The 22,854-nt window shown below is 68.9% G+C and carries 28 protein-coding genes; 11 read left to right on the top strand and 17 right to left on the bottom strand.

Annotation, left to right across the window (positions count from 1 at the left end):
- Positions 1-120: 120 nt before the first annotated feature.
- Positions 121-1,335, top strand: coding sequence for a glucose-1-phosphate adenylyltransferase (gene glgC, locus ACFVMC_RS09425; protein ID WP_379208506.1), 1,215 nt, complete (start codon positions 121-123; stop codon positions 1,333-1,335).
- Here the strand turns inward: glgC and ACFVMC_RS09420 are convergent.
- The 3 genes from ACFVMC_RS09420 to ACFVMC_RS09410 are packed head-to-tail and all read right to left on the bottom strand — an operon-like array spanning position 1,332 to position 2,568.
- Positions 1,332-1,592 carry a hypothetical protein gene (locus tag ACFVMC_RS09420; RefSeq protein WP_379208504.1) on the bottom strand — a complete coding sequence of 87 codons (261 nt, stop codon included), beginning with the start codon at positions 1,590-1,592 and terminating at the stop codon, positions 1,332-1,334. The two genes, glgC and ACFVMC_RS09420, sit on opposite strands and share 4 nt — an antisense overlap.
- A 35-nt stretch (positions 1,593-1,627) precedes the next feature.
- The gene (locus ACFVMC_RS09415; protein WP_379208502.1) at positions 1,628-1,876 is read right to left on the bottom strand and encodes a hypothetical protein; all 249 of its coding nucleotides are present in this window, start codon (positions 1,874-1,876) and stop codon (positions 1,628-1,630) included.
- A 59-nt stretch (positions 1,877-1,935) separates the two neighbouring features.
- Positions 1,936-2,568 (bottom strand): O-methyltransferase, encoded by a 633-nt coding sequence (locus ACFVMC_RS09410; protein ID WP_379208500.1) that lies wholly within the window; start codon positions 2,566-2,568, stop codon positions 1,936-1,938.
- 267 nt (positions 2,569-2,835) lie between these two features.
- Between ACFVMC_RS09410 and sigE the strand changes: the two genes are divergently transcribed.
- The 5 genes from sigE to ACFVMC_RS09385 all read left to right on the top strand — a co-directional run bounded on the left by sigE (position 2,836) and on the right by ACFVMC_RS09385 (position 6,982).
- Entirely contained in the window at positions 2,836-3,498 is a 663-nt protein-coding gene (sigE, locus tag ACFVMC_RS09405) for an RNA polymerase sigma factor SigE (RefSeq protein WP_379209485.1), read from the top strand.
- A gap of 85 nt (positions 3,499-3,583) precedes the next feature.
- Positions 3,584-3,964, top strand: a complete 381-nt coding sequence (locus ACFVMC_RS09400) for a zf-HC2 domain-containing protein (RefSeq protein ID WP_379208498.1) — start codon at positions 3,584-3,586, stop codon at positions 3,962-3,964.
- A gap of 10 nt (positions 3,965-3,974) precedes the next feature.
- Positions 3,975-5,555, top strand: coding sequence for a trypsin-like peptidase domain-containing protein (locus tag ACFVMC_RS09395; protein ID WP_379208496.1), 1,581 nt, complete (start codon positions 3,975-3,977; stop codon positions 5,553-5,555).
- Between the two features lie 93 nt (positions 5,556-5,648).
- Positions 5,649-6,053 (top strand): Sec-independent protein translocase protein TatB, encoded by a 405-nt coding sequence (tatB, locus tag ACFVMC_RS09390; RefSeq protein WP_379208494.1) that lies wholly within the window; start codon positions 5,649-5,651, stop codon positions 6,051-6,053.
- 68 nt (positions 6,054-6,121) lie between these two features.
- Positions 6,122-6,982: a hypothetical protein gene (locus tag ACFVMC_RS09385; protein ID WP_379208492.1), complete on the top strand. Its 861-nt coding sequence runs from the start codon at positions 6,122-6,124 to the stop codon at positions 6,980-6,982.
- Between the two features lie 62 nt (positions 6,983-7,044).
- On the opposite strand, the gene ACFVMC_RS09380 is transcribed toward ACFVMC_RS09385, so the two are convergent.
- The 7 genes from ACFVMC_RS09380 to ACFVMC_RS09350 all read right to left on the bottom strand — a co-directional run bounded on the left by ACFVMC_RS09380 (position 7,045) and on the right by ACFVMC_RS09350 (position 12,503).
- Positions 7,045-7,953: a glucosyl-3-phosphoglycerate synthase gene (locus tag ACFVMC_RS09380; protein WP_379208491.1), complete on the bottom strand. Its 909-nt coding sequence runs from the start codon at positions 7,951-7,953 to the stop codon at positions 7,045-7,047.
- Positions 7,950-8,834 carry a dihydropteroate synthase gene (folP, locus tag ACFVMC_RS09375; protein WP_379208489.1) on the bottom strand — a complete coding sequence of 295 codons (885 nt, stop codon included), beginning with the start codon at positions 8,832-8,834 and terminating at the stop codon, positions 7,950-7,952. Before folP ends, ACFVMC_RS09380 begins: the two co-directional genes overlap by 4 nt.
- A gap of 55 nt (positions 8,835-8,889) precedes the next feature.
- Positions 8,890-9,435 (bottom strand): TIGR00730 family Rossman fold protein, encoded by a 546-nt coding sequence (locus ACFVMC_RS09370; RefSeq protein WP_379208487.1) that lies wholly within the window; start codon positions 9,433-9,435, stop codon positions 8,890-8,892.
- On the bottom strand, positions 9,429-10,181 hold the full coding sequence (locus ACFVMC_RS09365; RefSeq protein WP_379209483.1) for a TIGR00730 family Rossman fold protein: 753 nt from the start codon (positions 10,179-10,181) through the stop codon (positions 9,429-9,431). The genes ACFVMC_RS09370 and ACFVMC_RS09365 overlap by 7 nt, the downstream gene beginning before the upstream one ends.
- Positions 10,182-10,392: 211 nt before the next feature.
- Positions 10,393-11,490 carry a succinyl-diaminopimelate desuccinylase gene (dapE, locus tag ACFVMC_RS09360; protein WP_379208485.1) on the bottom strand — a complete coding sequence of 366 codons (1,098 nt, stop codon included), beginning with the start codon at positions 11,488-11,490 and terminating at the stop codon, positions 10,393-10,395.
- Positions 11,491-11,534: 44 nt separating this feature from the next.
- Complete coding sequence (locus tag ACFVMC_RS09355) at positions 11,535-12,095, bottom strand: PadR family transcriptional regulator (protein ID WP_379208483.1); 561 nt, start codon at positions 12,093-12,095, stop codon at positions 11,535-11,537.
- A gap of 21 nt (positions 12,096-12,116) precedes the next feature.
- The gene (locus ACFVMC_RS09350) at positions 12,117-12,503 is read right to left on the bottom strand and encodes a VOC family protein (RefSeq protein ID WP_379208481.1); all 387 of its coding nucleotides are present in this window, start codon (positions 12,501-12,503) and stop codon (positions 12,117-12,119) included.
- A gap of 123 nt (positions 12,504-12,626) precedes the next feature.
- Here ACFVMC_RS09350 and dapD point away from each other — a divergent pair, with 123 nt between their 5' ends.
- The gene (gene dapD / locus ACFVMC_RS09345; protein ID WP_379208479.1) at positions 12,627-13,574 is read left to right on the top strand and encodes a 2,3,4,5-tetrahydropyridine-2,6-dicarboxylate N-succinyltransferase; all 948 of its coding nucleotides are present in this window, start codon (positions 12,627-12,629) and stop codon (positions 13,572-13,574) included.
- 43 nt (positions 13,575-13,617) lie between these two features.
- Here the strand turns inward: dapD and ACFVMC_RS09340 are convergent, their stop codons facing one another.
- Both ACFVMC_RS09340 and ACFVMC_RS09335 read right to left on the bottom strand, forming a co-directional pair.
- Positions 13,618-13,989, bottom strand: coding sequence for a PPOX class F420-dependent oxidoreductase (locus ACFVMC_RS09340; protein ID WP_379208477.1), 372 nt, complete (start codon positions 13,987-13,989; stop codon positions 13,618-13,620).
- A 44-nt stretch (positions 13,990-14,033) separates the two neighbouring features.
- A complete protein-coding gene (locus ACFVMC_RS09335; RefSeq protein ID WP_379209481.1) occupies positions 14,034-15,443 on the bottom strand; it encodes an acyl-CoA synthetase in 1,410 nt (469 codons plus the stop codon).
- A 119-nt stretch (positions 15,444-15,562) separates the two neighbouring features.
- Here ACFVMC_RS09335 and ACFVMC_RS09330 point away from each other — a divergent pair, with 119 nt between their 5' ends.
- Entirely contained in the window at positions 15,563-16,414 is an 852-nt protein-coding gene (locus ACFVMC_RS09330; protein WP_379208475.1) for an oxygenase MpaB family protein, read from the top strand.
- Here the strand turns inward: ACFVMC_RS09330 and ACFVMC_RS09325 are convergent.
- On the bottom strand, positions 16,411-17,046 hold the full coding sequence (locus ACFVMC_RS09325) for a TetR/AcrR family transcriptional regulator (protein WP_379208473.1): 636 nt from the start codon (positions 17,044-17,046) through the stop codon (positions 16,411-16,413). The two genes, ACFVMC_RS09330 and ACFVMC_RS09325, sit on opposite strands and share 4 nt — an antisense overlap.
- Positions 17,047-17,140: 94 nt before the next feature.
- Between ACFVMC_RS09325 and ACFVMC_RS09320 the strand changes: the two genes are divergently transcribed.
- A complete protein-coding gene (locus tag ACFVMC_RS09320; RefSeq protein ID WP_379208471.1) occupies positions 17,141-18,004 on the top strand; it encodes an oxygenase MpaB family protein in 864 nt (287 codons plus the stop codon).
- Here ACFVMC_RS09320 and ACFVMC_RS09315 read toward each other — a convergent pair whose 3' ends face one another.
- A complete protein-coding gene (locus ACFVMC_RS09315; protein ID WP_379209479.1) occupies positions 18,005-18,955 on the bottom strand; it encodes a proline dehydrogenase family protein in 951 nt (316 codons plus the stop codon).
- Positions 18,956-18,977: 22 nt separating this feature from the next.
- A complete protein-coding gene (gene pruA / locus ACFVMC_RS09310) occupies positions 18,978-20,618 on the bottom strand; it encodes an L-glutamate gamma-semialdehyde dehydrogenase (protein WP_379208469.1) in 1,641 nt (546 codons plus the stop codon).
- Between the two features lie 99 nt (positions 20,619-20,717).
- Here pruA and ACFVMC_RS09305 point away from each other — a divergent pair, with 99 nt between their 5' ends.
- Entirely contained in the window at positions 20,718-21,122 is a 405-nt protein-coding gene (locus tag ACFVMC_RS09305) for a hypothetical protein (protein WP_379208467.1), read from the top strand.
- 19 nt (positions 21,123-21,141) lie between these two features.
- Positions 21,142-21,297, top strand: coding sequence for a hypothetical protein (locus ACFVMC_RS09300; RefSeq protein WP_379208465.1), 156 nt, complete (start codon positions 21,142-21,144; stop codon positions 21,295-21,297).
- Position 21,298: 1 nt separating this feature from the next.
- On the opposite strand, the gene dapC is transcribed toward ACFVMC_RS09300, so the two are convergent.
- Both dapC and fdxA read right to left on the bottom strand, forming a co-directional pair.
- Positions 21,299-22,408, bottom strand: a complete 1,110-nt coding sequence (gene dapC, locus ACFVMC_RS09295) for a succinyldiaminopimelate transaminase (protein ID WP_379208463.1) — start codon at positions 22,406-22,408, stop codon at positions 21,299-21,301.
- Between the two features lie 7 nt (positions 22,409-22,415).
- A complete protein-coding gene (gene fdxA / locus ACFVMC_RS09290) occupies positions 22,416-22,736 on the bottom strand; it encodes a ferredoxin (RefSeq protein WP_194815326.1) in 321 nt (106 codons plus the stop codon).
- Positions 22,737-22,854: the final 118 nt, after the last annotated feature.

Below are 22,854 nucleotides of genomic sequence, written 5' to 3'. Positions count from 1 at the left end.
ATCCGCCGCGGGATAGCCCGCATCCGGTGCGGGATCCGTGCCCAAACTCACCTGAACGAAACTAGACGCTCGGCTCGGCTCGGGCCACTTGCCCCGATACTTCACGGTAGTTTGGCACCTGTGAGGAGCCAGCCGCACGTACTCGGAATCGTGCTCGCCGGCGGCGAGGGCAAGCGACTGTTCCCCCTCACCGCCGACCGTGCCAAACCCGCCGTGCCGTTCGGCGGCGCGTATCGGCTCATCGATTTCGTGCTCAGCAATCTGGTCAATGCCGGATATCTGCGGCTGTGCGTGCTCACCCAGTACAAATCACATTCGCTGGACCGCCATATCTCCCAGACCTGGCGGCTGTCCGGATTCGCGGGTGAATACATCACCCCGGTACCCGCACAGCAGCGGCTGGGGCCGCGCTGGTACACCGGCAGCGCCGATGCGATCATGCAGTCGCTGAACCTGATCCAGGACGAGGACCCCGACTACATCGTGGTCTTCGGCGCCGACCACGTGTACCGAATGGATCCCGAGCAGATGGTCTCGCACCACATCCGCTCGGGCGCGGGCGTCACCGTCGCGGGCATCCGGGTGCCGCGCAGCGAGGCGAGCGCGTTCGGCTGCATCGATTCCGACGAGTCCGGACGGATCACCCAGTTCCTGGAGAAACCGGCGCATCCGCCGGGCACCCCGGACGACCCCAATGTCACTTTCGCCTCCATGGGCAATTACGTGTTCACCACCAAGGTGCTGGTGGATTCGATCCGGGCCGACGCCGAGAACGGCGATTCCGACCACGATATGGGCGGCGACATCATTCCGACGCTGGTCGCCGCGGGTGAGGCCGCGGTCTACGACTTCGCCGACAACGAGGTGCCCGGCGCCATGGACCGCGACCGCGGCTACTGGCGCGATGTCGGCACCATCGACGCCTTCTACGACGCGCATATGGACCTGGTATCGGTGCACCCGGTGTTCAACCTCTACAACCGGCACTGGCCGATCCGCGGGGCCGCCGAGAATCTGCCGCCGGCGAAGTTCGCGCAGGGCGGGCTGGCGCAGGAGTCGATCGTCGGCGCGGGCAGCATCCTGTCCGCCGCCACCGTGCGCAATTCGGTGCTCAGCGCCAATGTCATGGTCGACGACGGCGCGACCGTCGAGGGCAGTGTGCTGATGCCGGGTGTGCGGATCGGGCGCGGCGCGGTGGTGCGCCGGGCGATCCTGGACAAGAACGTGGTCGTCGGCGAGGGCGAGATCATCGGCGTGGACATCGACCGCGATCGGGACCGGTTCGCCGTCAGCAACGGCGGCGTCGTCACCGTCGGCAAGGGTGTCTGGGTCTAGGGCGTCGGAACCGGGCAGAACGGCGCGCAGGATCCGGGCGTGCGCGGGACCGTGCTCGGGTCACGGTCACCGAAATCGGCGGTGCTGACCAGCACCAGCAGCACGACCGCCACGACCAGCAGCAGCGCGAACACGATGATGGTGCCCGCCCAGTCGGTGCGACCACCACCTCGGTCGTCGTCGTAGCCCGGGTCGTCGTAGTCGTCGCGGCGGCGACGTCGCGCTTGCATCTCCTCGTCCCAGCCCTCCCACATCACTGGTCCTCCGTAGACCGGGCCGGGCGTCCTGCGGGTCAGCCGGGTGGGGGTGGCTGCGCGGGTTCGGTGCAGAACGGCGCACAGGTGCCCGGTGGCGGTGGTGCTTTGGTCGGCCCGGTGTCGAAATCGGCATTACTGACCAACACAAGCACAATCACCGCCGCCGCGACCATCAAACCGACCACCGCCAGCACCACCATGAGCCAGTAGGGCACCGATCGCTCGGTGGCGATGTGCCCGACATGCACACCCTCGACGAATTCCGAACCGCGCTGCCACGTCATGTTGAAAACCTCGTTGCGACTTCGTGTGCCTGCCGGATACCCGCTGGGGCGAAAAGGAATCAGCCGCGGGAGGCGCAGAGCAGGCCGTCGCCCACCGGGATGAGCACGCTGGTCAATTCCGGGTCCTCGGCGATGGCCCGGGTGGCGGCGCGGACCGCGAGCGTGGCCGGATCACGGTGTGCCGCATCGGGAACCCGGCCGCCGAGCAGCGCGTTGTGCAGCAGGATGGCACCGCCCTGGCGCAGTAGCCGCACCGCCTGGGCCACGTATTGCGGATGCTCCATGGGCGCCGCGTCGATGAAGACCAGATCGTAGGCGCCGTCGGCGAGCCGTGGCAGCACGTCCAGGGCGCGGCCGTTGATCAGCCGGGTGCGGGCGGGTGGAATGTCGGCGGTGCGGAACGCCTCCTTGGCGGCACGCTGATGCTCCGGCTCGGAATCGATCGTGGTGAGCGTGCCGTCCTCGCGCATGCCGTCGAGCAGCCACAGGCCGCTGATCCCCGCCCCGGTGCCCACCTCGACCACCGCTCGCGCGCCGAGCAGCTGGGAGTACATGCTCAGCAGCGCACCCACCGACGGCGGCACCGGTGCGGCGCCGAGCTCGGTGGCCCGCTCGCGCGCGCTGACGAGTACCTCGTCCTCCACCACGGATTCCTCCACGTAGGCGAGATTTTGCTCCAGATTCGATGCCACGCCTAAGAGGCTAATGCGGAGAACGTGTTATCGGCGCTGTGACGACGCGGTTTTTGACCCGGCGTAGTTTCTCAGCTGACCCTCAGGATCTCCATATCCCCGGCATACAAGCACAGGAAAGAGTGGGTGCAACGCAAGACCAGTCGACCGTTCACACCGGACACGGGAACAACGACATACAGGTTGTCGGTTGTATTCGCTGCCACGAGTTTACGGTCCTGAGTAGGAGGTAGCCCCATCCACATGGTCAAGGGTTCGTTTGCGGCGCTGTCGGGGCACTCCACCACCGGTCCCGACCAGGGCATTCTGCCCGAGCCGGCCGAGGTAGACGCCGTCGAGCTCCCCGACGAGGAGCTGACCGGTACCGCGGCCTTCGATGCCACCGGTGACCGCTCGGTCATGCCCTCCTGGGATGAACTGGTCCGCGAGCACGCCGATCGCGTCTACCGGCTGGCCTACCGCCTCTCCGGTGACGCGCAGGACGCCGAGGATCTCACCCAGGAGACGTTCATCCGGGTGTTCCGGTCGCTGTCCAACTATCAGCCGGGCACCTTCGAGGGCTGGCTGCATCGCATCACCACCAACCTGTTCCTGGACATGGTCCGCCGCCGCAACCGCATCCGGATGGAGGCGCTGCCGGAGGACTACGACCGGGTGCCCGCCGAGGGCCCCACACCCGAGGACGCCTATCACGACGCCCGCCTGGATCCGGAGCTGCAAACGGCGCTCGACGCGCTGGCGCCGGAATTCCGCGCGGCGGTCGTGCTCTGCGATATCGAGGGTCTGTCCTACGAGGAGATCGGCGCGACCCTGGGCGTGAAGCTGGGCACCGTGCGCAGCCGAATCCACCGCGGCCGTCAGGCGTTGCGCGATCACCTTGCGCATAATGGAGCTGGGCAGCGGGTCACCGCCGCCACCAGCCTTGGGTGAGCCGGGCACCGAACCGACTGTCGGGTTCGGCGACCGGTTTCACGGTCAGCGGATCGATAGTGCGGGTCGGAAGGGTGAGCACCGAATGAGTGGCGAAGCTAGGCCGCGTTTCCGTCCTACCGAGCATTTGGCGAGCGAGGCGGTCGCCGCCTATGTCGACGGCGAATTGCGGATGAACGCCTATTTGCGCGCCGCCCAGCATCTTGCCCAGTGCCCCGAATGCGCGGCCGAAGTCGACGCGCAGCAGCAGGCGCGGATCGCGCTGCGCCAGTCCGGCCCGATCCGAATTCCGCACGGGCTGCACGACACTCTGAGCCGGATACCGCTCGGCGAATTGCCGAGCAGCGGCCCGCCGGCCGATCGGCCGACACATCCGACACCGGGAAACTCCCGTACCGAGGCAGTTTTCGGATTTCTGCCCGATTCGTTCACCGCGACCCGGTGGGCACAGTGGTGGCGCAAGTAGAGTTTCACGCGTGACCACCGAATCGCAGCACACCGGATCGGCCGACAACAACGATTCGGCGGCCTACAGGGGGAAGCAGGGTTCACCCAGCCCGTCGGCTTCGCCGGCAGCCGCCCCCTTGCGGCCGTCAGACGCGCCGGTTCTCGGCCCCAGACCGGTTTCTCGCCCACCCGTCGATCCGCAGACCGAAGCGACCTTCCGTCGGCCCGATGGCCAGGCCGGTTCCTTCGCCGCGTATTCGCCGAACCCGGCCGGGAATTCGGTGCCGCCGCTCGGTCCCGAATTGCAGAATCGCCCACCGGATTCGGTGCTGGCCGAGGCTTTCGGTCGTCCCGAGGGTTCCGATGAACTGCTGCAACGGGATCCCGATGCGGAAAACGCGGCCCCGCCGGTTGCCGGGCCGGCCGATCCGTGGCGTGATCCGAACGCGCCCGCACGGCTCGGTGCGCCCGCGATCGACACGCCCGAACCGGAGGAGCTGCCGGATTCGCGCAAGCTGGCCGCGCGCGAGGTGCTGTTCGGTTCCCGGGTCGCTCCCAAAGCGCTGGCGGTGCTGGCCACGATCGCGCTCGGCATCGGCCTGGTCGGCGGCCTGATCGGCCGGTTCACGGCCGAGACCACCCAGAGCCTGACCGCGCGCGGTGTCACGCTGGAGCAGGACGACGCGCCCGAGCAGCCGCACGGTCAGATCTCCAAGGTCGCCAATGCCGTGCTGCCGTCGGTGGTTTCGATCCGCGTCACGGTCGGCGACAACGGCGCCACCGGTTCCGGCGTGGTGGTCGACGGCGGCGGTTTCATCGTCACCAACAATCACGTGATCTCGATGGCCGCGCAGGACAAGAGCGATCGCGCGGTCATCCAGGTGACGTTCTCCGATGGCACCCGGGTGCCCGCGCAGCTGGTCGGTCGGGATCAGAAGACCGATCTCGCGGTGCTGCGTGTCGATGTGAAGAACCTCACAGTGGCGGCGATCGGCAAGTCCGCGGACGTGCAGGTCGGCGACGACGTGCTGGCCGTGGGTTCGCCGCTGGGCCTGAGCAAGACGGTCACCTCCGGCATCGTCAGCGCGCTGCACCGGCCGGTGAAGCTGGCCGGCGAGGGCAGCGACACCAACGCCGTGATCGACGCCGTGCAGACCGACGCCTCGATCAACCCGGGTAACTCCGGTGGCGCGCTGGTGGACATGCAGGGCCGGCTGGTCGGCATCAATACCGCCATCCGCAGCGAGTCCGGCGGTTCGGTCGGTCTCGGCTTCGCCATTCCGGCCGACATGGTGACCACGGTGGCGCAGACGCTGATTCGCGAGGGCCAGATGCATCACGCCACGATGGGGCTCAGCACCCGGTCGAAGTCAGTCGCCAACGAGGTCATGAGCGGCGCCCAGGTGGCGGATGTGAAACCGGACGGTCCCGCCGCGCGCGCCGGGATCGTCGAGGGGGACGTCATCGTGCGGGTCGGCGACCGCGAGGTCACCAGCTCCGAGGAGTTCACCGTGGCCGAGCAGCGCAACCCGATCGGCTCCACCGTCACCGTGCAGCTCATTCGCGACGGCCGGCAGGTCGACCTGCCGGTGACGCTGGTCTCCGACTAGCGGGCTGGCCTGCGCACACTCGCACTGCCCCGTGCGTCGGGCCGGGTCCTCCGGCCGGATTCGCGGGGCGGTGTGCTGCGGTAGCCTGGTCCCGTGTTCAGCAATATCGGCTGGAGTGAGATGGTGATCTTGCTCGTCGCCGCCCTCGTGATCCTCGGCCCGGAGCGTCTGCCCGGCGCGGTTCGCTGGACCACGCGCAGCCTGCGTCAGGTGCGCGACTACGCCAGTGGCGCGACCACTCAGCTCAAGCAGGAACTCGGTCCGGAGTTCGATGATCTGCGCAAGCCGCTGGCCGAGCTGAACGAGCTGCGCGGGATGACACCGCGCGCCGTGGTCACCAAACATCTGCTGGGCGGTGACGATTCGGTGCTGAAGGAAATCGACGGCGCGGTCGGCGAGCTGAAGGACAGCACGAAAATGCCGGACTATCCCATGCCGAAGCTGCAGAAACCGCTGGATCGCAACGAGACTCCACCGATCGACAGCGACGCCACCTAGTCGTTTCAAGGTCACCCACGTCAAGCGAACTAGACACCTGACGCTGTCCAGCTGTCTAGACTTCGCACATGTCGGCCGATGACGTGGCACGGGTCTTCGCTATCGAAGACAAGGTCGAGCGGCTCAAAGCGGCGACCGACGGGGTAGCGGCAGCCCAGCAGACCATCAACGAACTCACCCGCATCCGCAGAGCGGTGATCCGGGAACTACATGCCGAGGGCTGGACCTTCGCCAGAATCGGTGCGGCCGCCGGACTTTCCCGCGCCCGCATCCACCAGGTGAGCACCCAGGGCCCGGCGCCGGAGGGGTTGTTCTTCGGGCACGGGCCGATCACCGTGATCGCGCCCGAGGTGCGCGCGGGCCGGGTGCTGGGTGCGCCCGATGCCACCGCGGCCGCCCGCTTGGCCGAACTCCTGCACGAGCTCGGCTTCGGCGCGACCATCGAGCACTTCCTGCCCGGCCGCCCGATCGATCTGAATCGCGAGGGGCTGATCATCGTCGGCGGGCCCGAACTCTCCCCCAGCCTGCGCCAGCTCATCGCCGCCGATCCCCGCCTGCGCCGCGCCGTCGCCCGCGCCGGGGATGCCCGCCGGGGCATCGAGGACCGCGCCGCCCGCCGGGTCTATCGGCCCGGCGGCCCCGAACCGCACGACATCGCCTATCTGGCCCGCCTGCCCCGCCCCGACGGCCGCGGCACCTGCCTGATCATCGACGGCCTGCACCCGCCCGGCTCGCTGGGCGCGATCCGACTGCTGGCCACCCGCCTGGCGACGCTGCACGAGCGGGCCGCGAACCATTTGTTCTCGGTGCTGATCGCGGTGCGCTACGACCGCGCCACCGGCGAGCCGGTGGACGCCGATCTGCTCACGCCGGTCTACCGGCACGATCCTTCCGACTCGCGCGTCATGGCTCCGCGCACCCGGCGCTGAGTCGCCCGCACCCGGGCCCACCGGCGGTCGCCACCATGATGCCGCGCACCAGGTGCTGAGATTCAGGCGGCGACGCGGCTGGGGCGCAGGGTGTTCATCGGGGGACGGTCGGTGAGCGAGACCTCGGTGCTGTGCGCGGTGAAAGCGTCACCGATCATGGGGAATTGGGTGAGCGCGGCGCCGGAGTCCTGAACGCCGCTGCGGCCCAGCACCGTTCCGAGGATTTGGCGCGACATGACGCCGAGGTCGGCCAGCGGGCGATTGCGGTGGGTACGCACGCCGAGGTTGACCTGACCGATGGCTTCGAGACCGAGCCGGTCGTAAGTGTCGAGCAGCAAACCGATTTCGACGCCGTAGCCGGGTGCGAACGGTACCGAGGTGAGCAGTTCCCGGCTGCCCGCGTATTCGCCGCCGAGCGGTTGCAGTACCTGCGACAGCTCCGGGCGCAGCGCGGCCAGCAGCGGACGGGCGACGAGCTCGGTGACACGGCCGCCGCCGTGTGCCTCGACCTCGGCGCCCTGGCGTAGCGGGCGGCGGTAGTAGGCCTTCACCAGTTGCAGATCATCGACGGTGAGCAAGGGACCCAGGAGCTTCGGAACGAAGGCCGGGTCGGGGTCGATCAGGTCGGAGTCGACGAAGGCGATCAGATCGCCGCCGGCCACGGCCAGCGAGCGCCACAGCACCTCGCCCTTGCCGGGCGCCGGATCCAGTTCGGGCACAGCCTGTTCGCGGGTGATCACCTCCGCGCCGGCGGCGCGGGCACGGGCGGCGGTGGCGTCGGTGGAACCGGAATCCAGCACGATCAGTTCGTCTACCAGCGTGCCGAGCAGCGGCCGGATGCTGGCCACCACGGCGGCGACGGTGGCTTCCTCGTTCAGCGCGGGCAGCACGACCGAGACGGTGCGCCCGGCCTTGGCGGCGACCAGTTCCTCGACCGGCCAGCCGGGGTTGTCCCAGGTGTTGATCGTCATACCAGACCTCGCAGGGTGTGCGCGGGGGGCCGCAGCCCCTGGATCGCGGCGATCATGTCGACGACGCGGCGGGTCGCGGCGACCTCGTGCACCCGGAAGACGCGGGCGCCCGCCGCCGCGGACCATGCGGTTGCTGCCAATGTGCCCTCCAATCGCTCGGATAGCCCGACTCCTAGAGTCTCCCCGATGAAATCCTTATTGCTCAGCGCCATCAAGACTGGCCATCCGGTTTTTACGAGAACGTCGACTGCCCGCAACAACTCGAGCCCGTGATAGGTGTTCTTGCCGAAATCGTGGGTCGGATCGATCAGGATCGAATCCCGCCGCACCCCCGCGGCGGCCGCCCGGTCGGCGGCCGCCACCACGGTCGCGGTCACCTCTTCGACCACATTCGCGTAGCGAACGCGATGCGGCCGGGTCCGCGGCACCGCGCCCCCGGTGTGGCTGCACACGATCCCGGCCCCGGTCTCGGCCGCCACGCGCACCAGGTCCGGATCGGCGCCCGCCCAGGTGTCGTTGATCAGGTCCGCGCCCTCGGCCACCGCCGCGCGCGCCACCTCGGACCGCCAGGTATCGATGCTGATCAATAGCTGCGGATACTTGCCCCGGATCGCCGCGACGAAGGGGACCACCCGCTCGGCCTCCTCGGCGGCGTCCACCACCGTGCCCGGCCCGGCTTTCACGCCGCCGATATCGACCAGGTCGGCGCCCTCGGCCACCGCCCGCGCGACCGCGTCCATGGCCGCCGCATCGCTGAAGGTGGCGCCCCGGTCGTAGAACGAATCGGGGGTGCGGTTCACGATCGCCATCACCAGGGCGCTGTCCACCCGCACCGGCCTGCCGCACAGCGTGGGAAGCGGCGGCACGGCGGGGCTGAACATGACCTTGACTGTACCGAGCGCGATACCGGCCCGAGATCGACGGTACGGACCGCCGCTAGGGCGCCAGCGCGGCGAACGCGTCGTCCAGCGTGGTGGCCACGGTGATCCGGTCCAGCGCCGGTTGCGGCACGAACTTGCGCTGATACAGCTCGTCGATCCAGTCGAACAGGCCGCGATAGAAGCCGTCGGTGTCCAGCAGCACCACCGGTTTCTCGTGCTGGCCCAGATAGCCGCCGGTCCAGGTCTCGAAGAACTCCTCGAGCGTTCCGATCCCGCCGGGCAGGGTGAGGAAGGCGTCGGCGCGGTCCTCCATGATCTGCTTGCGCTGCCGCATGGTGTCGGTGACCACCAGTTCGTCGGCGTCGGTATCGGCGACCTCCTTGTGCACCAGGTGCTTCGGGATGACGCCGACGGTCTGCGCGCCACCGGCCCGGGCCGCCGTGGCGACCGCGCCCATCATGGACACGTTGCCGCCGCCGGACACCAACTGCCAGCCGCGGCGGGCGATCTCGGTGCCGACCTGAGCGGCGAGCGCCAGATATGCGGTGTCGGCGGTGCTCGCCGAGCAGTACACACACACCGAGTAGGGAGCGCTCACCACAGGTCCTCCGTTCCGATCGCGTCGGGGGCGGCCCCCGACGCGGCATTGCCGGTAATGATCGACACCACGTCCTCGACGCTGTCGGTGACGTGCAGCAGGGCCAGATCGGCGGGCGCGATCTTGCCGGAGCCGCAGAGCGAATCCCGCAGCCAATCCATCAGTCCCGACCAGTATCTGGTGCCGAACAGGATGATCGGGAAACGGGTGATCTTGCGGGTCTGCACCAGGGTGAGCGCCTCGAAGAGTTCGTCCAGGGTGCCGAATCCGCCTGGGAGGCAGACGAATGCCTGCGAGTACTTCACGAACATGGTCTTGCGGGCGAAGAAGTATCGGAAGTTGATCCCCAGATCGACCCACTCGTTGAGGCTCTGCTCGAAGGGCAGCTCGATGCCGAGGCCGATCGAGTACCCGCCGGCTTCGGAGGCGCCCCGGTTCACGGCCTCCATCGCGCCCGGGCCGCCGCCGGTGATCACCGCGTAGCCAGCGTCGGCCAGCGCGGCCCCGATCGCCCGGCCCGCCTGGTATTCGGGATGGTCGACCGGCGTGCGCGCGGACCCGAAGACGGCCACCGCGGGCGGCACCTCGGCCAGCGCGCCGAAGCCCTCCACGAATTCGGACTGGATCCGCAGCACGCGCCACGGATCGGTGTGCACCCAGTCGCTGGGGCCGTGATCGTCGAGCAGGTTCTGGTCGGCGGTGCGCAGGCCGGGTTTGCGGTCGCGCCGAAACATGACCGGGCCGCGCATCTTCGGCGTCGATCTCGGTAGCCCCGGCACCGCGCCGCTGGTGACCGGCGCGCTCGCAACCGGCGTGCCGAGCACGGGCGGGCGGGCGGGGGTGTCGGTTCCCGCTGGACGGGCAACCTCGGGTTCGGCGGCGTCGCTGGACATGCGCCCCACGCTACCTGCGGGCGACATACCCGCACCCTCGCTGTCTGTCCCGAACGCCCGGAACGGATCAGGCCCCGGTGAGGTAGCTGCGCAACATCGCGGTGACGGCGGTGATCTGGGCGGTCGGGCAGTGCTCGTCGCGTTTGTGCGCCAGGTTGGGATCACCGGGGCCGAAGTTCACGGCGGGGATGCCGCGCGCGGCGAACCGGGAGACATCGGTCCAGCCGTATTTGGCCCGAATACCGCCGCCGCCATGGCTGTTCACCGAATCGATCAGGCTCTTGGCGGCGGGGGCGGTGAGGCCGGGCAGTGCGCCCGGGGCGGAGTCGGTGAGTTCGAAATCCAGCTCGAGCCCCTCGAAGACCTCCCGCACGTGCGCGACGGCCTGGTCGACGGACCGGTCCGGCGCGAACCGGAAATTCACGTCGACCTCGGCGGCATCGGGGATGACATTGCCCGCGACCCCGCCGGATACCCGCACCGCCGACAGTCCCTCCCGATAGACGCAGCCGTCGATGTCGACCTCGCGGGCGCGGTACTCGGCCAGCCGCCCGAGGATCGGGGCCAGCCGGTGAATCGCGTTGTCGCCCTTCCAGGATCGGGCCGAATGCGCCCGCACGCCTGCCGTGCGCAGCCGGGCCCGCAGGGTGCCCTGGCATCCGGCCTCGATCCAGCCGCCGGATGGCTCGCCGAGAATCGCGAGGTCGCCGGCGAGCCAGTCCGGCAGGTCGCGTTCGATGTGGCCGAGGCCGTTGTGTTTCGCGGCGATTTCCTCGCCGTCGTAGAAGATCAGCGTCAGATCGTGCACCGGGTCGGCGATGGTGGCGGCCAGGTGCAGGAACACCGCGTCACCGGATTTCATGTCGACGGTGCCGCAGCCGTGCAGCACCGGCTCACCTGCCGCGTCCACGCCGAACCGGCTCGGCACATTGTCGGCGATCGGCACGGTATCCAGATGCCCGGCCAGGATCACGCGGGTCGGCAGGTCCCGATTCGTCCGGGCCAGCACCACATTCCCGTGCCGCAGCACCTCGAACCCCGAGGTCTGCTCCCGCAGCGCCGCCTCCACCTGATCGGCGATCTCCTGCTCGTCCAGCGACACGCTGGGGATATCGACGAGGGCGGCGGTGAGCGCGATGGGGTCGGCAGACAGGTCGAGTTTCACCCGCCCAGCCTACGACTCGACCACCGGGACGGGCCGCACCTCGTTCAATCGTCGGCCATCGTGAACGCGCCACGCTCGAGCCGGCTGATCAGGCGTTCGGTCCACGCGGCACGGCTGTCGGCGGTGTCGAGCCACAGTCCGAGCACCTCACCGACCGGCCCCCAGGTGTCGAGGTCGGTATCGGGCGGCATGTCCGCGGTGATCGCGGCGCGCCAGTCGCGTAATTCCCGGGCCCGGTCCCGCAGGAGCGCGACGGCGTCGGCGCGGGGCAGATCGTCGATGAACCCGACGGCGGCGGCGAGCAGGTCCAGGCGTGGATCACGCCGGGCCAGCGCCGAGCGCAGCAGTTGCAGGTAGGCCCGATCCCCTTCCGGAGTGAGTTCGTATTCCATGCGCGGCGGTCCGCCCGCTTCGCTCGGTGTGGTCTCGTGCACCCGCAGCAGCGCGTCCTTGGTCAGCGACTTCAGCGCGTGATAGACCGATCCCGAAGTGGCTCGGGCCCATTCGTGCGCCCCCCAGGACTCCAGGTCGGCGCGCACCTGATAGCCGTGTACGCGGCCGTGGCGCCGGATCGCGCCGAGCACGAGCAGTCGAACCGCCGTCACGTGGTACCTCCCGGTCGGATGTCAGGCGGGTGCGCAGACCCACCACAGTGTGCCGAACGGGTCGACGAAGCCACCCATCCGGCTGCCGTCGTCCTGCACGGTGACCGGTGCCGCCGAGTGCGCGCCGGCGGCGAGGGCCCGCCGATGCGCGGCCTCGGGTTCGGGCACCACGGTCCACAGCTGGACGTGCACGGGTTCGGCAGGCGAGCGCAGGCACCGACCGCCGTCGGGCCCGGAGTCGGCGAAGAACAGCGAGCCGTCGCCGATGCGTGCCTCGGCGTGGATCGTGCGGGCCGGGTCGGTGTGCAGTGGCACCCGAACGGGCACCTCGGCGTGGAAGACCTGTTCGAGGAAGGCGCGGAAGCGGGTGGCGTCGTCGACCATCACATAGGGCGTTACAGCGGACATTCCGATCTCCTGTCTAACCAAATTTGGCTAATGATTCAACCGTAGCTCGAGTAGCCAAATTTGGCTAGACCGCCGCGAGGTAGCCGCACCACCGCCCGGCCCGAGTGGGTAACCTCTTGCGACGTGAGCATTCAGGGAGCAGCAGCAGTCGGTATCGCCAATGTGACCGCGGACGGGACCGTCCTGGACACCTGGTACCCGAACCCGGAGCTCGGCGAGTTCGCCGAGACCGGCACCAAGCGCCTGGAGGCGGCGCCCGCGGAGTACGCGGCGCTGCTCGGTCTCGACGACGCCCGCGGTGTCGAGGTGATCGCGGTGCGCACCACCATCGCGGATCTGTCCGCCGCGCCGGTCGACGCGCACGATGTGTACCTGCGCCTGCACCTGCTCTCGCATCGGCTGGTCAAGCCGCACGAGGTGAGCCTGGACGGACAGTTCGGCCTGCTCAGCAATGTGGTGTGGACCAATCACGGTCCCGCCGCCGTGGACGGTTTCGAGGCGGTGCGCGCCAAACTGCGGGCCCGCGGCCCGGTCACCGTCTACAGCATCGATAAGTTCCCGCGCATGGTCGACTACGTGGTGCCCTCCGGTGTGCGCATCGGCGACGCCGACCGGGTCCGCCTGGGCGCGCACCTGGCGTCGGGCACCACCGTCATGCACGAGGGCTTCGTGAACTTCAACGCGGGCACCCTCGGCAACTCCATGGTCGAGGGCCGGATCTCGGCCGGTGTCGTCGTGGGCGCGGGCTCCGATATCGGTGGCGGCGCGTCCACCATGGGCACCCTGTCCGGCGGCGGCACCACGATCATCTCGATCGGTGAGCGTTCGCTGCTGGGCGCCAACTCCGGCCTCGGTATCCCGCTCGGCGACGACTGCGTCCTCGAGGCCGGTCTCTACCTCACCGCGGGCACCAAGGTCACCACGCCCGACGGCACCGTGGTCAAGGCCGCGTCGCTGTCCGGCCGCGACAACCTGCTGTTCCGCCGCAATTCGCAGACCGGCGCCGTCGAGGTCGTGTCCCGTACCGGCACCGGCATCGAGCTCAACGCCGCACTGCACGCCAACGACTGACCCGAACCTGCGAAACGCCCGCCACCGGTGGGCGTTTCGCGTTTCAGTCGATGTTGTAGGCGATGACCCGCTCGGGCCGGATCCGAATGATCTCGCGCGAGAAACCCGCCTGCGGCGGCTCGACATCACGCAACGCGACCGCCGTCCCGCGAATCTCGAGGCACCTGGGCGTGAACGGATCGGTGGACACCAGATCGTCCACCACCAGCGCCACCCGCTCGTTGTCGGCCAGATTTCGGAACTTGCGCGTGCTGCCCATCCGATACCCGCCGATATCGATCGTCCCCAGCTCGGCATTGTAGAACACCCCGACCGGATTGTTCTGCGGTGATCCATCCGACCGCACCGTCGCCAACCGTCCCAGGAACTGACTGTTGAGGTACTCGATGTGCGCGGGCGTCAAAGTCTCGGACATGAACCGACCGTAGAACCTCGAGTCGGCTCGAGGTCAAGCTTCGGTCAGTGCAGCAGCTTCTTCTGGACCTTGCCCATGGCGTTGCGCGGCAGTGCGTCCACGACGCGGATTTCGCGGGGGCGTTTGTGGACCGAGAGTTGGTCGGCCACATGGGCGATGAGTCGCTCCTCGACGGGTTCGGCCGGGGTTTCGCGCAGCACGACGTAGGCGACGATGCGCTGGCCCAGGTCGGCGTCCGGGAGGCCGACGACGGCGGCCTCGGCGACCGCCGGGTGGCCGAGCAGGGCGGTTTCGATCTCGCCCGCGCCGACGCGGTAGCCGCCGGACTTGATCAGGTCGACGGATTCGCGGCCGACGATGCGGTGCCAACCGGCGGGGTCGATGACGGCGACGTCACCGGTGCGGAACCAGCCGTCGTCGGTCCAGCTCGCGGCGGTGGCGTCCGGGCGGTCGAGGTAGCCGTCGAACAGCATGGGGCCCGAAACCTGGAGGCCGCCGATGCTTTCACCGTCGTGCGGCACGTCCGCGCCCACTTCGTCGCGCAGGCGCGTGCGCACCCCGGCAACCGGAGTGCCGACCCAGCCGGGTCGGCGTTCACCATCGGCGCGAGTGGACAGGGTGATCATGGTTTCGCTCATGCCGTAGCGCTCGACCGGCGCGTGGCCGGTGAGTTCACGTAGCCGTTCGAAGACCGGTACGGGCAGCGGCGCGCTGCCCGAGACCAGCAGCCGCGCGTGCGCCAATCGCTTTGCGGCGTCGGGGTCTTCGGTGATCCGCGACCACACGGTGGGCACCCCGAAGTAGAGCGTGCCACGCGCCGCCGCGTACGCCTGCGGCGTGGGTTTGCCGGTATGCACGAGCGGGCTGCCCACCCGCAGGGGGCCGAGTACGCCCAGGATCAGGCCGTGCACGTGGAACAGCGGAAGTCCGTGCACGAGAACATCACCCGGCGTCCAGGACCAGGCGTCGGCGAGCGCGTCCAGCCCGGCCGCGATCGCACCGCGCGACAGCACCACACCTTTCGGCGGACCGGTGGTGCCGGAGGTGTAGAGGATGAAAGCCGTTGTGGCCGGGTCGGGTTCGGGATAGGTGTGCCAGGACCGGGCGTGCACCCGTACCGGCACCACCGGCAGGTCGGTGCCGTCCGGGGCCGCACCCAGCCAGGCCTGCGCGCCGGAATCCCGCAGGATGTGGGCGAGTTCGGCGCTGCCGGAGTCCGGCGGCACCGGCACCACGGTCACGCCCGCGAGCAGGCAGCCGAGGACCGCGAGCACCGTGGTCACGGTCGGCCGGGCCAGCACCGCGACCCGTTCCGCACGGGCGATCCGCTCGGCCACAGAGGTGGCCGCACCCAGCAGATCGCTGCGCGAGAGCGTGACGCCGTCGATCGTGACGGCGTCGGGGATATCCGCCCCGGCGGCGACGGCGAGCGGGTTCAGCGAGCGAAGCAGCAGCGGCGGGCCATAGGACACGCGCCCACGCTACTGCACGCCACAGTGTGACCGTTGACACCATTTCGAGGCAATGAGAAAGTTAATGGACAACCTTCTCAACGACGAGAACGGGGTCGATCATGACCAGTCCGCTTCGCGCAGCGCGGAATTCGAAGCCCGCCGAAGATTTCGACATCGCCCGCTATCTGGACGGCGCGACCGCCTTCTTCGGTGCCGCCGCCAATGTCATCATGCAGCTCGCCGAACCACCTGTCGGCTACGGCGTGCTGGAGAGCACCGTGGACAGCGGCAAGGTCACGCTGCACCCGATCAAACGGTTGCGCACCACCGTCACCTACCTGTCGGTGGCCATGCTCGGTGACGACGACGAGCGCGCGGCCTATCGGGCGGCGGTGAATCGGTCACATCGCGCGGTGCGCTCCACGGCGTCGAGTCCGGTGAGGTACAACGCCTTCGACCCGAAACTGCAATTGTGGGTGGCGGCCTGCCTGTATTGGGGCGCGCGCGACATGTACGAGCGCCTGCACGGCCCGATGGACGACTCGGACGCGGACGCCTTCTACTATTTCGCCGCCCGCCTCGGCACCACCTTGCAGATGCGCCCGGAGCTGTGGCCCGCCGACCGCGCCGCCTTCGACGCGTACTGGGCCGAGAATCTGGCGCGCACCCGGATCGACCCGCCGGTCCGGGCCTATTTCGACGATCTGATCGACCTGAAGATGTTGCCGCTACCACTGCGCCTGCCCTTCGCGCCACTGCACCGCTGGGTCGTGGCCGGCATGTTGCCACCGCACCTGCGCGCCCAGATGGGCATGCGCTGGAGCGCTTTCGACGATCAGGTGCTCGCGGCCTTGCTGCGCACGCTCGGCGCCGTATCCGGGCACATGCCCGCGCCGGTCCGCATGTTCCCGGTCAACGCCTATATGGCGGACTTCCGCCTCCGCCGCCGGCTGGGGTTGCGCCTGGTCTAGTGCGGCACCCGGAACGACACCACCACGTGGTCGCGGGCGAACTGCCGGATAGCGGCGTCGTCGCCGAGGGGAATCACCGTCTGCGGTGTGAGCGCGAGCGAAACGGCCGTGCGCGCGATCATTTCGGCCAGCGGTTCTGGATCGTATTCCGGCAGTTTGCCTTCCGCCTGCAAGCGGGTGACGAATTCGGCGAGGTAGTCGCGCCCCAGTTCGATGATGGGCGCGCCCTGCGTGGTGAGGAACGGCAGCACGAATTCCGGTTCGGTGGCCAGCAAGCGGTGCACCAGTTTGTTCTCGCGCAGCCCGGTGAGAAAGGCGGCGAACAGTTCGACGATCTGGTCTTCGGCGCTGGCGTCGCGGTCGACCTGTCCTTGCAGCACCGCGTCCACCTCGTCGATGAATTCGCGGGTCTGCCGCAGCGCGACGGCCTGGATCAGGTCGGACTTGCTGGCGAAGCGCCGGTACAGCGTCGCGAGCGAGAGCCCGCAGCGCCGGGCCACCTCGACCATGCTGGTGCGTTTGATGCCGAAGTCGAGGAACGCCAGCAGCGCCGCGTCCAGCACGCGCGCCTGATTGCGATCCTCCGGGCCGGTGCTGCGCACCAGCGACAGCAACTTGGTCAGCCTCGCCATGGGTCCACCCTATCGAGTCACGGCTCGGCGTTGACACTCCACCGAGACGATGAGAAGGTTAGATATAAATCGTCTCACAGCTCAATGGAGAGCCATGACAGCCGCATCTCGCGCCCACGATCCCGACCCTGTCGACTACGTCCCGTTCACCCCGGAGACCGTGCGGCCGCACCTGGACGGCGTGGCCGCCTTCCTCGGCGGTGCCGCGAACGTGATCATGCAGCTCAGCCTGCGCCCGGTGGGGCGCGGCGTACTGGAGAGCACGGTCGACAGCGGCAAGGTCACGCTGCACCCGATCAAGCGGCTGCGCACCACCCTCACCTATCTCGCGGTCGCGCTCATGGGCACCGACGACGAACGCGCGGCCTACCGCGACGCCGTCAACGAATCGCATCGGCCGGTACGCTCCAGCGCGGCCAGCCCGGTCAAATACAACGCCTTCGACCCGAATCTCCAGCTGTGGGTGGCGGCTTGCCTGTACTGGGGCATCGATGACCTGCACACCCGTATGCACGGGCCGATGCAACCGCGCACCGCCGAAGCGTTCTACCAGTACTGCGCCCGGCTGGGCACCACCTTGCAGATGCGGCCGGAGAGCTGGCCCGTCGATCGCGCCGCATTCCAGCAGTACTGGGACGAGAACCTGGCCACCAAATCGATCGAGCCCGAGCTGCGTCGCTACTTCGACGCCATGATCGACCTGAAGATGATGCCGCGGCCGATCCAGCTGGTCTTCGCCCGGCTACAGCGCTTCATCGTCACCGGCCTGCTCCCCCAGCATCTACGTGACGAGATGGGCATGCGCTGGACCGCACGCGACGAGGTCCGCTTCACCCGGCTCTGGCGCGGGATCTCGGCGGTGCAGACCCGGCTGCCCCAGCCGCTGCGAATGTTCCCGGTCAACGCCTACCTGCTCGATATGCGGATCCGCCGCCGGCTGGGCCGGCCGCTGGTCTGATCAGGACCCGACCAGCGCCCGCAGGAAGAAGGTCAGATTCGCCGGGCGCTCGGCCAGGCGGCGGGTCAGATAGCCGTACCACTGACTGCCGTAGGGCACGTAGACCCGCATCGTCAGCCCGGCGCCCGCCAGCCGCAGCTGCTCGGCGTCGCGGATACCGTAGAGCATCTGATGCTCGAAAGTATCGGTGGCACGGCCGGTTTCGGCGACCAGCTGTTCGGCGGCGAGCACCAGTACGGGATCGTGCGTGGCCACCATGGGATACCCGTCACCGCGCATGAGCACGTCCAGACAGCGCAGGTAGGAGTCGGTGACCTCGTTCCCCCGCTGGAAGGCCACCTCCCGCGGCTCCCGATAGGCGCCCTTGCACAGCCGAATCCGGGAACCGGGCCCGGCCAGCTCGGCGCAGTCGGACTCGGTGCGATGCAGGTAAGCCTGCAATACCGCACCCAGCCAAGGGAATTCGGGCCGTAGCGCGCGCACGGTCGCCAGGGTGGCGGCGGTGGTGGTGTGATCCTCGGCGTCGACGGTGACCCACACTCCGGCCTCGGCCGCCGCGCGGCACAGGGTGCGCAGATTGTCGGTGGCGATGGCGGGGCCGTCGACGGACAGCGCCTGCCCGAGCGCCGACAATTTCACCGACACCTCCATCGGAATCGCGCCACCGGTCCTCGATTCCGGCCCGGCCGCCGCCAAATCCGTGATCAGCGCCCGGTATTCGGCCACGGTGGCGTCGGCCTGCGCGCGATCGGTGGTGTTCTCGCCCAGGAAGTCGACGCTGACCATGCGCCCACTGGTCCGCAGTTCGGCTGCCACTGGCAGCAATTCGGCGCGATCATCGCCGGCGACGAACCGCCGCACGATCTCGGCGGTGACCTTCGTGCCGGTCAGTGCCCGCTTCATCCGCGACGAGTCGGCGGCCGCGAGGATCACCGGGCGCAGCGGGTTCACGCCCACCGCGCGCGCTCCCCCGTCACGAATCCGATCCCATGTGCGGATAGCGATAGTCGGTGGGCGGATCGAAGGTTTCCTTGATCACCCGGGGTGCGGTCCAGCGCAGCAGATTCAGCGGCGAACCTGCCTTGTCGTCGGTGCCGGAGGCGCGGGCGCCGCCGAAGGGCTGCTGCCCGACCACCGCGCCGGTGGGCTTGTCGTTGATGTAGAAGTTGCCCGCGGCGAATCGCAGTGCGGCGCCTGCCTGTTCGACCGCGGCCCGATCCTGGGCGAAGATCGCGCCGGTCAGCGCGTACGGGGCGGCCCGGTCCACCTCGGCGAGGATGGCCGGGAACGCCTCGGGTGTGTCGTCGTCGTAGACGTGCACCGACAGGACCGGCCCGAAATACTCGGTGGCGAAGGACTCGTCGTGTGGATCGTCGGAGAGTAGGACCGTGGGGCGGACGAACCAGCCCTCGGTGTCGTCGTAGGTGCCACCGACCGGGATCTCGAGCCCGGCGGCCCGGGCGCGTTCGATGGCCGCCACGTTCTTCTCGTAGGCCCGCCGATCGATCACCGCCCCACCGAAATTCGTCAGATCCGCCACATCGCCGTAGGTCAGCTCCGCCGCCTCGGCCAGGAAGTCCTCCCCCATCCGCCGCCACAGCGAACGCGGCAGATACGCGCGCGACGCCGCCGAGCACTTCTGCCCCTGATACTCGTAGGCGCCACGGATCAGCCCCGTGCGCACCGCGTCCGGATCGGCCGAACTGTGCGCCACGATGAAATCCTTGCCGCCGGTCTCCCCGACCAGGCGCGGATACCCGTGGTAGCGGCCGATATTCGCGCCCACCTCACGCCACAGGTACTGAAAGGTCTTGGTGGAACCGGTGAAATGGATTCCGGCCAGCCGTGGATCGGCCAGCGCCACCTCCGACAGCGCTATCCCGTCACCGGTCACCAGATTGATCACGCCCGGCGGCAGACCCGCCGCCTCCAGCAGCCGCATCGTGTGGAACGCCGAAAGCGTCTGCGTCGGTGACGGTTTCCAGACCACGGTATTGCCCATCAGCGCGGGCGCAGTAGGCAGATTGCCCGCGATCGCGGTGAAGTTGAACGGGGTGATCGCGTAGACGAAACCTTCCAGCGGCCGGAAATCCATCCGGTTCCACACCCCGTCGCTCGAGCGTGGCTGCTGCGCCAGCAGATCCCGCGCGAAGGCCACATTGAAGCGCCAGAAGTCGACCAGCTCGCAGGGCGCGTCGATCTCGGCCTGCTGCGCCGTCTTCGACTGGCCGAGCATCGTTGCGGCGGCGATGGTTTCCCGCCACGGCCCGGCCAGCAGATCGGCGGCGCGCAGCAGCACCGCGGCACGGTCGTCGAACGACATGGCCCGCCAGGCGGGTGCCGCCGCGACCGCCGCGTCGACCGCCGCGCGGGCCTCGGAATGAGTGGTATCGGTGTAGGTCCCCAGGATGTGGCGATGCCGGTGCGGTGCGACGATCTCGTGCCCCTGCCCGGTCCCCGAGCGGTGCTTTCCGGCGATCACCAGTGGCACATCGACGGATTCGGCGGAGAGTTCGGCCAGTTTCGCGACCAGCAGCGCCCGCTCCCGGCTACCCGGTGCATAGGAGTGCACCGGTTCGTTGGCGGGGGCAGGGACAACCGTGACAGCGTCCATACCCCAGGTTAGCGCCGCGGGCGGCGCGCCAGGCGACGGTTCGCGCACTCGCGTGTCGCGGGCTGGCTTTGTCGATCAGGAAAGACCTAGGCTCATCCCATGACCACCGCGCGAATTCTCGCCACCGCACTCGCCGCCGGATCCCTGCTGCTGGCCACCCCCGCGCTCGCCCAGGCCGACTGGGGCTCCACCCAGGTCGTCGCGGGTCGCGAACGGATCAAAGTCACCGTCACCGGCACCGAATACCCGGCCGGACACTGCCTCATCGACCCCAGCTTCGGCACCCCCGACACCCAGAGCATCGGGATGGAGCCGGACGGCACGATCGTCATCGAGAACCTGAAGCCGGGAACGCATCGCGTGTCGGTGTGGTGCCCGCAGGGCGGTGTCATCGGTGAGAGTGTGGTCGAGGTGCAGCCCGGCAACCCGCTGCTCGATCTGCAGGACCGCGCCTACGCCGCCGGCGGCAGCAGCGAGAAGGTCAGCGACCCGGCCCTGCGCTGAGCGCGGCTAGGCTGGGGCCATGGGTGTCATCGGTGAACTGTTCAACGGCGGGAAACTGACCGACGAGGGCAGCGAGGACAGCAACGGCCAGCAGCATCCCGGCGTCGACCTCGATCTCGACGCCGGGGTGGTCCGGCTCGCGCCGGCCCGCCCGGCCGAACCGGACGACGAATAACTCAGTTCGACGAAAGCCGTTGCGCGGCAGCGGCGATCCGCTCGTCACCGGCGGTCAGCGCGAGCCGGACGTGCTCGGTACCGGCCGGCCCGTAGAAATCGCCCGGCGCGGCCAGAATGCCCCGCTCGGCCAGCCAGTCCAGGGTGGCCCGGCAGTTCTCGCCCCGAGTCGACCACAGGTACAGCCCCGCCTCGGAATGATCGATCCGGAAACCGGCCGCCCGCAGGGCCTCTCGCAGGATTTCGCGGCGCGCGCGATAGCGCTCCCGCTGCGCGTCCTCGTGCGCGTCGTCGCTCAGCGCGGCCGTCATCGCGGCCTGGATGGGCAGCGGCAGCATCATCCCGGAATGCTTGCGCACCTCGAGCAGCTCGGCTACCAGCTCCGGATCGCCGGTCACGAAACCGGCGCGGTAGCTGGCCAGATTCGAGGTCTTGGACAGCGAGTGGATGGCGAGCAGGTTCGTGTGATCGCCGTCGCAGACCTCGGGATCCAGGATCGAGACGGCCCGCCCCTCCCAGGTCAATCCGAGGTAGCACTCGTCGGAGGCGACGATCGCGCCGCGTTCGCGGGCAAAGGCCACCACCTTGCGCAGATGTTCGACCGGCAGCACCTTGCCGGTCGGATTGGACGGCGAATTCAGGTAGATCAGGCCCGGCGTCCGCGGGCCCGACTTGGTCAGTCCGTCCGCACGCAAGATCTGGGCGCCCGCCAGCAGTGCGCCGACCTCGTAGGTCGGGTAGGCGACCTCGGGGATGACCACCAGATCACCCGCGCCGAGACCGAGCAGCCGGGGTAGCCCGGCGATCAGTTCCTTGGTGCCGATCACCGGCAGCACCGCCGCCGGATCGATACCGGTGATGCCGAAGCGCCGCTTGAGCGCCTCGACGGCCGCCGCGCGAAGCTCCGGCGTGCCGTGCGTAGTCGGGTAGCCGGGCACCTCCGCCACCGCGTTCAAGGCGGTGCGGATCAGCGGCGCCACCGGATCGACGGGTGTACCGACCGACAGATCGACCAGCCCGCCGGGATGCGCCGCCGCGCGCGCTTTGACCGCGGCAATGGTGTCCCAGGGAAAATCCGGAAGCAGACTGCTGACCCGGCTACGCGATGTCACGGGTTACTCACTCCGCCATCGGAGGTAGTTCCTTGATGAACGGCGGGTCGTAGTCGACCGCGCCGACCTTGGTCGCGCCGCCCGGGGAACCCAGCTCGTGGAAGAAGTCGACATTGGCGTTCACGTAGCCGCTCCACTGATCCGGGGTGTCGTCCTCGTAGAAGATCGCCTCCACCGGGCACACGGGTTCACATGCACCACAGTCCACGCACTCGTCGGGTTGGATGTACAGCATGCGACCACCCTCGTAGATGCAGTCCACGGGGCATTCCTCGATGCATGCCTTGTCCTTCACGTCAACGCACGGTTCAGCGATGATGTACGGCACTGCCGTTCTCCTAGTCTGTCCTCACCTGCGGGGATGGTCCGCCTGCGAAACCCTATCGGGACACCCCACGTTACTACCGGTCAGCCTGCCCTAACTCGCCTGCTCGGGGCCCGGTCGC

Origin of the sequence: Nocardia sp. NPDC127579 (assembly GCF_042672005.1) — a bacterium.
GTDB lineage: Bacteria > Actinomycetota > Actinomycetes > Mycobacteriales > Mycobacteriaceae > Nocardia.
This window is presented reverse-complemented; position numbering and strand designations above follow the sequence as displayed.

Excerpts from the sequence above, each read along its gene's own strand:
- ACFVMC_RS09300 (WP_379208465.1), top strand. The coding sequence starts at position 21,142 with ATGGGTGTCATCGGTGAACTGTTCAACGGCGGGAAACTGACCGACGAG.
- pruA (WP_379208469.1), bottom strand. The coding sequence starts at position 20,618 with ATGGACGCTGTCACGGTTGTCCCTGCCCCCGCCAACGAACCGGTGCAC.
- ACFVMC_RS09340 (WP_379208477.1), bottom strand. The coding sequence starts at position 13,989 with ATGTCCGAGACTTTGACGCCCGCGCACATCGAGTACCTCAACAGTCAG.
- ACFVMC_RS09415 (WP_379208502.1), bottom strand. The coding sequence starts at position 1,876 with ATGACGTGGCAGCGCGGTTCGGAATTCGTCGAGGGTGTGCATGTCGGG.
- ACFVMC_RS09350 (WP_379208481.1), bottom strand. The coding sequence starts at position 12,503 with ATGTCCGCTGTAACGCCCTATGTGATGGTCGACGACGCCACCCGCTTC.
- ACFVMC_RS09330 (WP_379208475.1), top strand. The coding sequence starts at position 15,563 with ATGACCAGTCCGCTTCGCGCAGCGCGGAATTCGAAGCCCGCCGAAGAT.
- folP (WP_379208489.1), bottom strand. The coding sequence starts at position 8,834 with ATGTTCAGCCCCGCCGTGCCGCCGCTTCCCACGCTGTGCGGCAGGCCG.
- ACFVMC_RS09320 (WP_379208471.1), top strand. The coding sequence starts at position 17,141 with ATGACAGCCGCATCTCGCGCCCACGATCCCGACCCTGTCGACTACGTC.
- ACFVMC_RS09365 (WP_379209483.1), bottom strand. The coding sequence starts at position 10,181 with ATGCGCGGCCCGGTCATGTTTCGGCGCGACCGCAAACCCGGCCTGCGC.
- ACFVMC_RS09385 (WP_379208492.1), top strand. The coding sequence starts at position 6,122 with ATGTCGGCCGATGACGTGGCACGGGTCTTCGCTATCGAAGACAAGGTC.
- ACFVMC_RS09400 (WP_379208498.1), top strand. The coding sequence starts at position 3,584 with ATGAGTGGCGAAGCTAGGCCGCGTTTCCGTCCTACCGAGCATTTGGCG.
- ACFVMC_RS09305 (WP_379208467.1), top strand. The coding sequence starts at position 20,718 with ATGACCACCGCGCGAATTCTCGCCACCGCACTCGCCGCCGGATCCCTG.
- ACFVMC_RS09325 (WP_379208473.1), bottom strand. The coding sequence starts at position 17,046 with ATGGCGAGGCTGACCAAGTTGCTGTCGCTGGTGCGCAGCACCGGCCCG.
- ACFVMC_RS09380 (WP_379208491.1), bottom strand. The coding sequence starts at position 7,953 with ATGACGATCAACACCTGGGACAACCCCGGCTGGCCGGTCGAGGAACTG.